The organism is Rahnella sp. AN3-3W3 (assembly GCF_003263545.1).
Classification (GTDB): domain Bacteria; phylum Pseudomonadota; class Gammaproteobacteria; order Enterobacterales; family Enterobacteriaceae; genus Rahnella; species Rahnella variigena.
In genome coordinates this window covers 1-13,314 of the sequence record NZ_JYDG01000067.1, presented here as the reverse complement: position 1 = coordinate 13,314, position 13,314 = coordinate 1, and the positions used below count along the sequence as shown (strand labels likewise).

Sequence of the window (13,314 nt, the reverse complement as noted above, 5' to 3'; positions counted from 1 at the left end):
CATTGCATACAATCGTGATTTACATCACTTCAACTTTATCTTTAGCGCATAAGTTGTAGACATATATCACATTTCACAATATGTAAAATTGATCATTATTGTTTCTGGGTATCTTATACATTTCGTAAATGTGAACGTCATACAATCATAAGGAAAAAAAATGAAACACAACTTACGCACTCTGGCTGTGGCGGTTTCGCTCGCCATCACAGCAGGCCCTGCAATGGCTAATGATATTGATTTTCATGGATATCTGCGTTCGGGGCTGGGGGTTTCTGGCGGTGGCAGTCTGGAGCAATTCCAGAAAAACAAGGTCGGGCGTCTGGGCAACGAAAACGACACATACGGCGAAGTAGAACTGGGCAGCGAAGTCTATAAAAAAGACGATGTGAGTTTTTATGTCGATTCGATGGTCAGCATGGTGTCGGACGGTTCGAATGATGATGAAAGCACCGTCGATGACGATGCACAGTTCGGTCTGCGTCAGCTAAATCTGCAAATAAAGGGGCTGGTGCCGTGGGATAAAGATGCGGTGATCTGGGGCGGTAAACGTTACTACCAGCGCCACGACTTGCATATCATTGATACCAAATACTGGAATATTTCCGGTGCCGGTGCCGGTATTGAAAACCTGAAAATGGGCGAAGGCGCGCTTTCTCTGGCGTGGATCCGCGGCGATGCCAATGACGTGGATTACCGCGTGGACGGCAATAACGACGTGAACATCAACTACATCGACGTACGTTATGCCGGCATCAAACCGTGGAGCGGCGCGTGGATGGAAGTCGGTGCCGACTACGCTATGCCAAACCTGTCGCATGATCAGAAAGAGTACGGCGGCCTTTACGACGCGGATAACGGCGTGATGCTGACCGGCGAAATCAGTCAGGATATGTGGGGCGGCTACAACAAACTGGTGTTGCAGTACGCCAACAAAGGTCTGGCGCAGAATATGATTTCGCAGGGCGGCGGCTGGTACGATATGTGGAACTACACCAATGACGCCACCGGTTATCGCGGCATCATCACCGGCCTTATTCCGATCACCAGCAAGTTCAGCCTCAACCACGTGCTGACGTATGGCCATGCCGAAAACATCACCGATTACACCGACACCACTGAGCTGGTATCTCTGGTGGGTCGTGCGCAATACCAGTGGACCGATTATGTGCGTACCATCGGCGAAGTCGGTACCTTCTACCAGAAAGATGATTACAAGAACGGTTCGAACTACAAACAAGGCGGTCAGAAATATACGCTGGCAATGGGCCTGGCAGCCGGTCCGGAGTTTATGTCACGCCCTGAACTGCGCGTGTTCGCGTCTTATCTGAATGATTCTGAGCATGGCGATACGTTTGACGACCATACCAAAGCGGATACGTGGAACTTTGGAGTTCAGGTGGAAGCGTGGTGGTAAATTTCCTTCATTCTTGAAGCTGTTGCTGCGTTGGCTGCGTTTACTCACCCGAATCACTGACTTCAGTCAGCTCATCGGGACTCGCTCACTTGCCGCCTGGCTACAACTCCAATAATTTTGGAAATGTGAAGTCATATTGTACAAAAAGAAATATCCTCATTGTTATACAGCGACAGATAAAAACTTAATTTCTCTTGTAGGGGATCGTTACGTTTTTTCTCCGCACAGCAGCATCGTTATTATATTTTATAAAAAGCAGAAACAATAAAGGCAGCCTTGTGTCGGGCTGCCTTTATTTTTGGCGTTATTTAAATAACAGAGCTTAATTACTTTTTAAGCCAAACTTCTCAGTCATTAATTTTTTCAGGCTGTCGGACTGCTTACCAAATATCGCATGTACTTCCTGACCGATAATCACCACGCCAATCGCGCCGGTTTGCTGGATAGCACCGGAGTTCACCCGTTTGAGTTCTTTTACCGTTACGCGCAGGCGGGTAATACAGGCATCAACATTCACGATATTATCGCGACCGCCGAGCGCATCAATTAATAACGCTACGTCAGTGGAGGGTGGCACTTCATTTTCCGGGGTTTTATTCTTCGCAGAGAATACATGCATAAAGTCTTTAATATTTACCATGATCAACACTCTCTTTCAGGAATGAAAAAAACGTGCAACCGGGAAACCTGATTGCACGTCAGTATTAAAAATAACGGGTTAAGAAATGACAGATAAACGACGCGTCAGGATCTGATAACCAAATGCCGGAAGCGTCAGTTTGCGCGGTAAAGTGCCACCGTGAATCATGTCGCTGTAATCCGCGGTTAACGTGATTGTCTGACTCTGCGCCGTATAGTTTTGCAGGAAGATAAATTCACTTTCACCATCGGTACGACGCGCCGCCGTCATCCCTTCCGGCAGCGTTGCCTCCAGCGCCCGTGGCAGCTTCATTTCCTGCGCCAGCGCGGTGTAAAAATCTGCGTGGAATGTCTGATCGTTTCGGGAGGCCAGATAATATGCCTGCCCTTTGCCAAACAGATTCACCGTTACTGCTGGCGTTCCGGCGTAGAAATCATCACCGTAAGTCGCCAGCGTAGCCGCGCCCTCCAGGTGGATCACTTCACACAATTCACTGGCGCGGTACGGACCGTTTAACCCGAGTGCATTGCCTTCGACGCCGCTGACACTGTTGTGCTGGTCGTCGGTCAGGCTGTCGATTTCTTCCGACCAGATACCGAGCACCTGACGCAATGGCCCCGGGAATCCGCTGAGGAAACACAAATCGCTTTCGTTAACGATGCCGCTCCAGTAGGTCGCGACGAAGCGTCCACCGGCCTGCACGAATGCGGTGATCCGCTCGCCGACGCCTGCACGCACCATATACAGCATCGGCGCGATCACCAGGTCGTAGCCGCTTAATTCGCAGTCGGCGTTGATCACATCCACCGCAATGCCCTGCGCCCACAGCGCACGATAATGTCCGGCGACAGTGTTTTCATATTCCAGCCCCTGATTGCGCGGACCGAGGGAATCGTCCATCGCCCAGCGGCTTTCCCAGTCGAAAATAATCGCCACTTTCGCTTCCACACGGCTGCCCGCTACCGGTGCCAGCGCGGATAAAATTCCGCCCAGTTCCGATACTTCGCGCCCAACGCGGGTATTAATGTGTCCGACGTGATCGACAACCGCGCCGTGGAATTTCTCAGAAGAACCGCGGCTTTTACGCCACTGGAAATACTGCACCGAATCCGAACCGTGAGCGACAGCCTGCAAAGAAGACAGAATATGCATACCCGGCTTTTTCAGTTTGCTGACCGGCTGCCAGTTGGTGAAGCTCGGCGTGGATTCCATCAGTACAAAGGGCTGACCCTGTTTCAGCGTGCGCATCAGATCGTGATACATCGCGGTATACGCCGCCAGGCCGATATCGTCTTTGCGGGTGTGCCACATCGGATAGCTGTCCCACGAGATGAAATCCAGCACGCTGGCAAGTTTCCAGTAATCGTAATCGTAGAAATATTCCATGAAATTAGTGGTTGCCGGTAACGCCGGATTCTCCGCTTTCAGCGGTCGGATTTCCTCGCTGCAAAAACGCGTCACCTGATCGGTGTTAAAACGACGCCAGTCAAGATTCAGACCGTGAACGCCGCTTTCGCCCTGCGGCGATGGCGATTCAATCTGCGCCCAGTCGGTATAGGTGTGGCTCCAGAAGGTGCTCCACCAGGCTTTATTCAGCGCATCGAGCGTGACGTAACGGGCTTTCAGCCAGTCACGAAAACGTTCCTGACAGTGGTTGCAATGACACTCGCCGCCGTATTCGTTGGAAATATGCCAGCCGATCACCGCCGGATGATGGGCGTAACGCTTCGCCAGCGCGCTGTTCATCAGCTGCACTTTTTCGGCATACACGGGCGAACTCATACAGTGATTGTGACGCCCGCCGTGCAGCGCTTTTACGCGGTCGCGTCCCACGCGCAGAACTTCAGGGTATTTTTGCGACATCCATGCAGGCCGCGCACCGCTTGGCGTGGCGAGAAATACCGAGATGCGGTTTTCATGCAACCTGTCCAGCACCTGATCCATCCAGCCAAAGGTGAAATGGCCTTCTTCAGGTTCCAGCGCCGACCAGCTGAAAATCCCGACAGACATGACATTACAGCGAGCCTCTTTCATCATTTCGACATCGCGGATCAGGACATCAGGGCTTTCCAGCCACTGTTCCGGGTTGTAATCCGCGCCATGCAACAGCCCGGAAATCTTACTGCTCAGAAGAGGAAATTTCGTCATGCTTGGGTCCTTAGGAACTTTAAGAAAGTTAAACTCCCCGGCCAATGAAGCCGGGGAAAAAGGGATTAATGGAAGACGTTGATGGAAGGAAGTACCTGACCGTCACAGCTGAACAATGCCTGATTTTCGCGGGCATTGCCCTCTTTCCAGTGGTCGTTGATATAGGTCATACCGGCAGGTGTCGCCCAGCCTGCGCCATCAACGGCGATCCAGGTCGGTTCCCAGTAGAACAACCCTTTGCCGCGATGATCCGGCACGGCGACCAGGCTTTTGATCATGTCGCTGAGGAAATCAGCCTGCCCCTGAACCGTGGCAGGATAGCCGCCGTCTTTAGCTTCTTTTTCGGTGAAGCTGTTTTCAGCGGCGTCGCAGTTTTTGGTGGTGTAGCCGTAGGCCACTTCGACCACGATCACGTCTTTGTTGTAGCGTTTGCTGATGTCATCCATGTTGGCCTGTAAGGCAGAAATCGGGCCGTTCCAGTAGGTGTAAAACGACAGGCCGATGACGTCGTAAGGCACCTTGCGCTGATTGATTTCATCGAACCACCAGCGGAAAGTATCGTTCTTGGTGCCTTCGGCAAGATGCAGCATGATTTTGATATCAGAAGGATTTTTTTCATCAGCGCGGACACCAGCAATCGCGGCGTTCAGCAGTCCGGCCAGACGGTCAAACTCGCCGCCGCCCGCGCCCCAACTTTTGCCCTCCGGCCATAAAATCCCGCCGTTCATTTCATTGCCGACCTGCACCATATCCGGCACGGTGCCCTGCTCGCGGAATTTAGCAATCACTTCGCGGCTGTAATCGTGAATAGTGGTTTTCAGCTGCGGATAATCCATTTTCTCCCAGCTTTTCGGCTTGAACTGCTTACCAGGATCGGTCCAGAAATCGCTGTAATGGAAATCGAGCAGGATTTTAAAGCCCTGCGCTTTGGCACGTTTCGCCAGCTCCAGCGTGGTGGCCAGATCGTTATTGCCGCCGCCGTACGGATGCCCTTGCGCGTCTTTTGGATCCACCCACAAGCGCAGGCGCACGTAGTTGAACCCGTTTTGTCTGAGGATCACCATCGCATCGGTCTGCTTGTGGTTCTGATCGAAGAACTTACCGCCGTGTTTTTCCACATCAATCAGCGTCGAGATATCCGCGCCTTTGATAAAATCCGCCGGGACGTTGGCGACTTTTTTTATCACCACATCCTGTGCCACCGCTGAAAATGACATCGCCAGCAGCACGCAGGCCATTGCGCTTTTTTTGAAAATCTTCTCAGAAAAGAAAGTCATCGGATTATCCTTTTGTACTGCCAGCCGTCAGGCCGGAAACGAAGTATTTTTGTAAGGCGAGATAGAAAATGGCGACCGGCACGGCGATCAGCACCGCACCCGCGGCGTACATGGTGTAGTTGGCACCCATTTTTTGCGCGACCAGGTTGTACAGGCCAATCGGTAAGGTGTACTTATCTGGCGTGCGCAAAATGGTACTGGAGAGAATGAAATCACCCAGCGGTCCGGTGAAGGAAAACAGCGCGATCACCGCCAGTATCGGTTTTGATAACGGCATGATGATTTCGATGAAAATGCGGAAATTACCCGCGCCGTCCATCCGCGCTGATTCATCCAGATCTTTCGGAATCGCGTCCAGATAGCCTTTCATCAGATAGGTGTTCATCGGGATCATGCCGCCGACGTAGATCAGCACCAGTGCCAGATGGCTGTTAATCAGACCGAGCAACTGTGCCAGCACAAAGATGGCGATCAGCGCCGAAAACTGCGGGATCATCTGCAATAACAGGAACAGCATCAGCCCGTCCTTACGGCCTTTAAAGCGAAAGCGCGAGAAGGAATAGGCGGTGAAGCTGACGCAAATCAGCGTCAGGATCATGGTCAGGAAGCTGATTTTCATCGAGTTCCAGTACCAGCCAACGTAATTCACGTCGCCGTTAAACAGGTCTTTGTAATGCTGGAACGACACGTTCTCCGGAATAATTGATGTGCTGAGCAGACTGTTACCGGCGTTCAGCGAGGCGCCGACGGTCCAGATCAGCGGATAAATGATGATCACCGCCACAATCAGCAACAGGAAATAACTCAGACCCAGGCGAATAAACCGGTTTCTTTTAATACTGCTGTTCTTACTCATGCCCTTCTCCCGGTTACGCCATATCATCTTGTTTAAAGGAATTGGTTGAGCGGAATTGCCACAGCGCAATACCGACCACAAATATCGACAGCAAAATCGTAATGGTCGCGGCTATGGCATATTGCGAAGATGACATGGTGAGTTTATATATCCAGGACACCAGAATATCCGTTCCGCCTGCGTTAGAACCGGCTACTGCCGGGCCACCGTTATTAAACAGATAGATAATATTGAAGTTATTAAAGTTGAAGGTGTATTGCGTGATAATAATTGGCGCAATGGAATATAAGACCAGCGGCAGCGTAATGGTTTTCAGTTTCTTCCAGGTACTTGCCCCGTCCATTGTCGCCGCTTCATATAAATCGTTGGGAATAGCCTGCAATACGCCGGTGGTCATCGCAAATACAAACGGGAAACCCAGCCAGGTCTGCATCATGATCAGCGCGGTTTTGGTCCAGAACGGATCCGTCAGCCAGGCTTTCGGTTCAATACCCAAAGCAGCCAGAATGCCGTTGTTAATCACCCCAAACGAGTCATTGAACATACCGGCAAACACCAGAATGGTGACAAAGCCCGGCACCGCCCACGGCAAAATCAGTACGGTGCGGATCAGCGCCTTGAAACGCAAATCTTTCTGGTTCACCAGAATTGCCAGCATCACGCCAACCGTACATTGCAGCGTGGTCGCCAGCACCGTCCAGACCACCGTCCATTGCAAGACGTCCAGCAATGTCGAGCGCCAGATATTCAGCGTGAAGATATTAATAAAGTTTTTGAACCCCACCCAGTCGACTAATTTGGCCGGTGGCGTGTGATACAAATTGTAATTGGTAAACGCAATCGAGAAACCGAATATAATCGGGAAGACCACTACAAACACCAGCAAAATAAAGCCCGGCGTAATCATTAAATACGGAAAACCTTCACGCAGCAGTAAATGATATTGCTTGCGCACGCTGGGTAATTCCAACCCCTGATCGCGACGTTTGCCGTTTGCCCAGGCGTCGCGCAGACTCCAGTAATAAAAGCCCACGCCGAACGCACCAATCAATACGCTGATAATGCCTTTGGCTAACAGGAATATCGAGTTATCACGCGGCACTTCTTCGCCCAGCGTATATAAACCCCATAATCCCTGACGCAGGAAATCATAGAACACGCCGGCGAAACAAATAAGAATGATAAAAAACAGTATTCCCTTGGCCCATTGCCGGTTATAGAACTGCCCAAAACCGGGGATCAGCGCCACAGCCAGCGCCACCGGTGCATGGTGCCTGGCGGAGAGTGGCGCCTGGTTTTCCTCATGAAGACGCATAGACACAAAGATGTTCCTTTCACTGGTGAGGGCGTGAATTCACGCCCTCCTTTCAGAAGTACGGGTGTTTAACCAAAATAATTGCGTTTAACGGATTACTCGTTGCTGGCTTTCGCTGCCTCGATTTGCATCTGGATATTTTTCACCGCGTCGTTCAGGGCGGCGTCAACCGGTTGTTTGCCGGTCACACCCAGCTGGATACCGTTGTTAGCCGGGCCCCAGACTTCCTGCATTTCTGGTACACCCGGCATCGCCGTAGCGCGGGTTGACTGCTCGGCTACCGCGTTGGCTTTTTCATCGTTTTTAATCATCGGATCGTTAACCAGCGCCGTCAGTGCCGGGATTTCCTTGGTCACTTCGTAACGCACCTTGGCGTACTTCGGCTGGTTGATGAAGGTGATGAATTTCTCGGCCAGCGGTTTTTGCTTGCTGTAGGTCGAAACCGCATAACCTTTCACGCCGAGAAATGAACTCATCGGTTTGCCATTCGGCAACAGCGGCAGCGCTTTCACGCCGTAGTTGATGCCCGCCGCTTCATACGGCTGGAATGCCCACGGGCCGGTGATCACTGCGGCCGCTTTCTTCTCAGTAAATAGCGAATCGATGGCATTCAGCCCGTTATCACCGACAATCCCCGCCGGGAATAATCCGTCGGCATAGAATTTTTTCAGGTAAGTAATGGCTTCGATGCTGCCCGGTTTGTTCAGGCCGATATCTTCAACGTTGATTTCGCCTTTACCATCCTTACCGAAGATATAGCCGCCCATGGAAGCCATCGCACCATAGGCGTAATACACTTCGTCAAACTTGGCCAGCAGGCCGTATTTGCCTTTCGCCCGCTCTTCTTTGGAGAAGGTGTAATACTCGTCGAGCGTTGCCGGAGCCTGTGGCAGCAAATCTTTGTTGTAAATCAGCACCAGGGTTTCCACCGCTTTCGGCACGCCGTAGGTCTGGCCTTTCAGCTGAAATGCGTTAATCGCCGATGGCGTAAAGCTGTCGGTAAACGCTTTATCAAGGGTCAGCGGTGCCAGTAATCCCTGCACCACCGCCGTGCCTACCTGGTCATTGGGAATGACCACCACGTCGGGGCCAATTCCCGCCGGACCATCCAGACGTAATTTCTCCGTTTGTTGTGCATAAGGCGTTTCCTGCACAACGACTTTGACGTTGTTCTCTTTTTCAAAATCTTTCACCGCATCGGAAATACCGGAAGATTTCTTAATATCTTCCCAGACAAGTAACTGTCCCTCTGCTGCCCGGGCGGCCTGACTGCTGAGACTTAATGACATCAGTACCAGGGCAGTAAGGTGTGTAATTTTCATTGTTGCTCCTGAATGTGAAGGTATAACATTTTTGTAGGATACGCAGCGACATCAAATCCATCATCAACATTAAAAACCCTTTATAACCTGATTTATTGATGGTTAATGCCGTCATAAAAACTATGTTATACGTTAAACTTACAAGTCATAAATCACTACAAAAAGATGCGCATTGTGTGATCTTCTCTCCAAAATTCGAACCCGCTTGTGCAAACGCTTACACAAGGTGGTTATAGTCCGAAACATCAGCGGTATGAATTCTTTATGAGGTCAAACATGTCCAGCATCAGACTTAAAAATGTGGTCAAACGTTTCGATAAAACAGTGACGTTGCATGGCATCAACATTGATATTGAGGACGGCGAATTCACCGTTTTCGTCGGGCCGTCCGGGTGCGGGAAATCCACCCTGTTGCGCATGATTGCCGGGCTGGAAGATATTACGGAAGGTGACGTTTACATTGGCGAGCAGCGGGTGAATGACGTCGACCCTTCACGGCGTGGTGTGGCGATGGTGTTTCAGTCTTACGCGCTGTATCCGCACATGACGATTGCTGAAAACATGGGTTACGGCCTGAAAGTGAACGGTGTGCCGAAAGAAGAAATCCGCCATCAGGTTGAGATGGTCGCCAAAACTTTGCAGCTTTCTCATCTGCTGGACAGAAAACCGAAACAGCTTTCCGGTGGTCAGCGTCAGCGCACCGCCATCGGTCGCGCCATCGTGAGAAATCCGCAGGTGTTTATGTTCGATGAACCGCTGTCTAACCTCGATGCCGAATTGCGTGTGGATATGCGTTTACACATATCCAAGCTGCATCAGGAACTGAAAACCACCATGGTCTACGTGACGCACGATCAGACCGAAGCCATGACGCTGGCCGATAAAATCGTGGTGATGAACTACGGCAAAGTCGAACAGATGGGCGCACCGATGGATCTTTACTACAACCCGGTAAATCAGTTTGTGGCCGGATTTATCGGCTCACCGAAGATGAATTTCCTGCCAGCCGAAGTCATCAGCTGGCAGCCGGAGCGGCTGGACGTGCGACTGACGCCGGAGAAAACCCTGTCACTGGCGCTGAGCACCCGTGAACTGGCCGCAGGCGATAAAGTCACGCTCGGCATTCGTCCTGAACATCTGCTGTCGCAGGAAACCGAAAACGTGCTGGAATTTAACTGCGAAGTGGTTGAGCGGCTTGGAAACAGCACCTATCTGTTCGGTCAGTGTTACGGCACCGACGGTTTTAAAATGCTGCTGCCGGGCGACATAGCCTTCAACCCTTATCAGAGTCTGACCACCTGGTTTGATGCCAAACGTTGCATGGTCTTCAGCGAAGACGGTCTGCGCATCAGCGCGCCCAGCCTTTCACATCTGCATTAATTTATTCAGACCGCCCTTCACGGGCGGTTTTACCAGTGCCCTTTAAACAACCCTTCAACCTTCAACCTTCAAACTCATTCACACCGCTTCCCCTGTGCAGGGCTTTTGCGCCGCAGGTGGCTTGATCCCCTTGCCTGATGCGCTGCCTTCCGTTGATCAGGATATTTGGCGCACCGGTCAGAAAAACCGACCTCACTGCACATAGCGGACATAAAAAACCGTGACCGGTCAGCACGGCACAATGACCATCAACTTTAAAATCATATTCTCCCTCTCTTAATGTGCCGCCGTGCGTTGTGGTATCTCCGGTGACGATTAATGGTTGCTTCATTTTTAATTCCCTTTATTTATTAAGTCTTCCGGGCGCTATAATAGCACCGGTTTAAAAAAGGATATCCAGCACAAGGAAATAAAAACATGGCCGGTCATGTCATTTCACTCGCGAAAGAAATTTTTAATCCTGTTAATAGTCAAAACCGTTATTTACTTCACTTATTTAATTCTGACGTTATTGCTGATATTGAATCATTCACCGGATATGACGCCTTAAGCACGCCTTATTACTACGTTATCCGCTTCACGTCACATCAGAAGGATATTCCCGACGCAAGCCTGTTAAAACAATACGCTTCTTTCGAGATGCGCATACCGGATCCGGCCTGGTCTGCTTATTTACCCGGTTCAGCATACTGGAAAAAAAACCGGCAGGTCGAAGGAGTCATTACTGCATTTCAGCGGATCAGTACCTCCGCAGACGAATCCCTTTATGAAATAACTTTATCTCATCCTATGGCTCTGATGAATAATACGCGGCGCTCCGCGATTTATCAGGATATTTCTGTACCGGAATTAGTGAAACAAATACTCAAAGAGCATCATTTCGAAGGTTACGAAATTAATTTTGATGATCTGGCGTGGGTTTATCCCCGCCGTGAAATGATCACACAATGGGGGGAAACGGATTTACAGTTTATCCGCCGTTTGCTTTCTGAGGTGGGGATCTGGTTCCGCTTTGGGAAACACCCGCAGCATGACGACATTGTCATGATGGTTTTTGCAGACAGTCAAAGTCAGTACCTGTTTAATCACGCTATCCGCCTGTATAACGAGGCCGGAATGTCAGGCAATGATTATACGATCCGCGAACTGAAATCCCGTCATCACGTCGTCCCGGCCAGCGTGATGACAAAAAACTACTATTACCCGCTGCGCAACTATGACACCACCACAGAAACCATAGACGTAACCCGCACTGACGAAAAAACGCAGGGTACGCAGTACATTTATGCGGACATACATCAGATACCCGGAGACAAGTACTCGCACGGGCGCGGCCAGACCGCTGAGACCAGCGCTTTTTATGCCCGCATTCGCCATGAACTTTTACTTAATGAGCAACACCAGCTGACAGGGATAACAGACAGCCCGCAGATCATGCCGGGCACTGAATTAGTGATTGATGGCAACCTTTCCGAAGCCTTTAAAAACAGCTTTGTCGTTACGGCCATGACGGCGACCGGTTCGCGCAAAAATGCGTACAGGTCAGAATTAAGCGGCATTCCTTACAGTGAAGATGTGTGCTTCCGGCCTGAACGTCTGCCGCGCCCCTGCATTTCCGGCACTATTCCCGCCCGTATTTCAGCGTTAAAAATCAACGACACGTTAGCGCACATTGACGCCTTTGGGCGTTACCGCGTGAAGTTTCATTTTGATTTACAGGATGAATGGAAAAAAGGCTACGAAAGCCTGCCGGTCAGGCTGGCCCGCCCTTATGCCGGTGATACTTACGGTTTCCATTTCCCGTTGCAGGATAATACCGAAGTCGCCATAGCCTTTGAGGGGGGCGATCCTGAACGGCCATATATAGCCCATGCCCTGCACGACGCCACAAACCCCGATCTGGTCACCAGCCGCAACAACTCGCGCAACGTGATCCGCACTCAGCGAAATAATAAATTGAGGATGGAAGATAAGCGGGGTCAGGAACATATCAAGCTTGCCACGGAATATGGCAAATCGCAGGCGAATTTAGGCCATCTGGTTGACGCCGGTGGAAAACAGCGCGGGGAAGGTTTCGAAGTCCGCACGGATAAACACGGCGCTTTACGTGCGGATCTGGGGCTGCATATCACGACAGAAGCACAGCCAAAAGCCAGCGGCCATCAGCTGGACATGGCCGCGACGGTTGCACAGCTGCAGGCGGCTTTACAGTTAGCGCAATCCCTTGCGGCCAGCACCACGGCCAGCGATACCCCCGCCACGGACACCGGCAAACAACAGGCATTACGCCAGGCGGCTGACAAGCTGGCCGGACCGGTAATCGCACTTTATTCAGATGCAGGCATTGTCCAGACGACGCCAAAAACCGCACAAATCAGCGCCGGTGAAAACGTGATCACCACGTCGCATAAAGACACCTCGTTAAATGCCTTTGGCCGCTTTACGGTCGCGGCAGCGGAATTGTTTTCCGTCTTTGTGCGCAAGGCGGGGATTTTGCTTACCGCTGCGGGCGGACCGATCCACCTGAAAGCGCAAAAAGATGAAATCAAGTTAACGGCATTCGGGGACGTGATCACCACCAGCTCAAACGGGCGCGTTTCTTTCAATGCTAAAAATGAGATCGTCCTGATGTCCGGCGGCGCGGGCATTCGTATAAAAAACGGCGTGGTTGAGGTGTTAGCCCCGCAGGGCATTCTTTATAAAACGATGGATGTCCGCTATCTGCCTGCGGCCAGCATTCAGGAGGCGTTACCGGTGTTTAAAGACGGCGAATTGTCGCAGCGGTTTTTACTCCATGCAGAAGACGAACCGGATCACCCCATCGCCAACCAGAAATTTATGCTGATTAAAAACGGCATTCAAACTGAGGGCATCACAGACGCTGACGGCCATTCACCCTTACTGAACCCGTCAGAACTGGAAAGTTATTCGTTAAAACTCATTCACAACGAAAAAGAAT

The 13,314-nt window shown here is 51.0% G+C and carries 10 protein-coding genes; 3 read left to right on the top strand and 7 right to left on the bottom strand.

Annotated elements, in window-relative coordinates; genetic code table 11:
* Nucleotides 1–160 precede the first annotated feature (160 nt).
* Nucleotides 161–1,417 (top strand): maltoporin, encoded by a 1,257-nt coding sequence (locus UC15_RS18070; RefSeq protein ID WP_112289868.1) that lies wholly within the window; start codon nt 161–163, stop codon nt 1,415–1,417.
* Nucleotides 1,418–1,739: 322 nt separating this feature from the next.
* On the opposite strand, the gene UC15_RS18065 is transcribed toward UC15_RS18070, so the two are convergent.
* From UC15_RS18065 to UC15_RS18040, 6 genes are all read right to left on the bottom strand, one after another.
* Entirely contained in the window at nt 1,740–2,057 is a 318-nt protein-coding gene (locus tag UC15_RS18065) for a glucose PTS transporter subunit EIIB (protein ID WP_112289867.1), read from the bottom strand.
* A gap of 78 nt (nt 2,058–2,135) precedes the next feature.
* Entirely contained in the window at nt 2,136–4,205 is a 2,070-nt protein-coding gene (locus tag UC15_RS18060) for a beta-galactosidase (protein ID WP_112289865.1), read from the bottom strand.
* A gap of 65 nt (nt 4,206–4,270) precedes the next feature.
* Nucleotides 4,271–5,422 (bottom strand): arabinogalactan endo-beta-1,4-galactanase, encoded by a 1,152-nt coding sequence (locus tag UC15_RS18055; RefSeq protein WP_232829939.1) that lies wholly within the window; start codon nt 5,420–5,422, stop codon nt 4,271–4,273.
* A gap of 64 nt (nt 5,423–5,486) precedes the next feature.
* The gene (locus UC15_RS18050; protein ID WP_095922462.1) at nt 5,487–6,338 is read right to left on the bottom strand and encodes a sugar ABC transporter permease; all 852 of its coding nucleotides are present in this window, start codon (nt 6,336–6,338) and stop codon (nt 5,487–5,489) included.
* A gap of 13 nt (nt 6,339–6,351) precedes the next feature.
* Nucleotides 6,352–7,653, bottom strand: a complete 1,302-nt coding sequence (locus tag UC15_RS18045; protein WP_198659729.1) for a carbohydrate ABC transporter permease — start codon at nt 7,651–7,653, stop codon at nt 6,352–6,354.
* Nucleotides 7,654–7,748: 95 nt separating this feature from the next.
* Complete coding sequence (locus UC15_RS18040) at nt 7,749–8,975, bottom strand: extracellular solute-binding protein (protein ID WP_112289858.1); 1,227 nt, start codon at nt 8,973–8,975, stop codon at nt 7,749–7,751.
* A 276-nt stretch (nt 8,976–9,251) separates the two neighbouring features.
* Here UC15_RS18040 and UC15_RS18035 point away from each other — a divergent pair, with 276 nt between their 5' ends.
* The gene (locus UC15_RS18035; protein WP_112289857.1) at nt 9,252–10,355 is read left to right on the top strand and encodes an ABC transporter ATP-binding protein; all 1,104 of its coding nucleotides are present in this window, start codon (nt 9,252–9,254) and stop codon (nt 10,353–10,355) included.
* A 61-nt stretch (nt 10,356–10,416) separates the two neighbouring features.
* Here the strand turns inward: UC15_RS18035 and UC15_RS18030 are convergent, their stop codons facing one another.
* Nucleotides 10,417–10,686, bottom strand: a complete 270-nt coding sequence (locus tag UC15_RS18030; protein ID WP_112289855.1) for a PAAR domain-containing protein — start codon at nt 10,684–10,686, stop codon at nt 10,417–10,419.
* Between the two features lie 86 nt (nt 10,687–10,772).
* Here UC15_RS18030 and UC15_RS18025 point away from each other — a divergent pair.
* Nucleotides 10,773–13,314 (top strand): type VI secretion system Vgr family protein (locus UC15_RS18025; protein WP_112289853.1); only part of this gene is annotated, 2,542 nt, incomplete at its 3' end.

Bases quoted from the DNA above. Each gene is read 5' to 3' on its own strand.
- UC15_RS18065 (WP_112289867.1), bottom strand. From the start codon at position 2,057: ATGGTAAATATTAAAGACTTTATGCATGTATTCTCTGCGAAGAATAAA.
- UC15_RS18040 (WP_112289858.1), bottom strand. From the start codon at position 8,975: ATGAAAATTACACACCTTACTGCCCTGGTACTGATGTCATTAAGTCTC.
- UC15_RS18070 (WP_112289868.1), top strand. From the start codon at position 161: ATGAAACACAACTTACGCACTCTGGCTGTGGCGGTTTCGCTCGCCATC.
- UC15_RS18060 (WP_112289865.1), bottom strand. From the start codon at position 4,205: ATGACGAAATTTCCTCTTCTGAGCAGTAAGATTTCCGGGCTGTTGCAT.
- UC15_RS18050 (WP_095922462.1), bottom strand. From the start codon at position 6,338: ATGAGTAAGAACAGCAGTATTAAAAGAAACCGGTTTATTCGCCTGGGT.
- UC15_RS18055 (WP_232829939.1), bottom strand. From the start codon at position 5,422: ATGTCATTTTCAGCGGTGGCACAGGATGTGGTGATAAAAAAAGTCGCC.
- UC15_RS18030 (WP_112289855.1), bottom strand. From the start codon at position 10,686: ATGAAGCAACCATTAATCGTCACCGGAGATACCACAACGCACGGCGGC.
- UC15_RS18035 (WP_112289857.1), top strand. From the start codon at position 9,252: ATGTCCAGCATCAGACTTAAAAATGTGGTCAAACGTTTCGATAAAACA.
- UC15_RS18045 (WP_198659729.1), bottom strand. From the start codon at position 7,653: ATGCGTCTTCATGAGGAAAACCAGGCGCCACTCTCCGCCAGGCACCAT.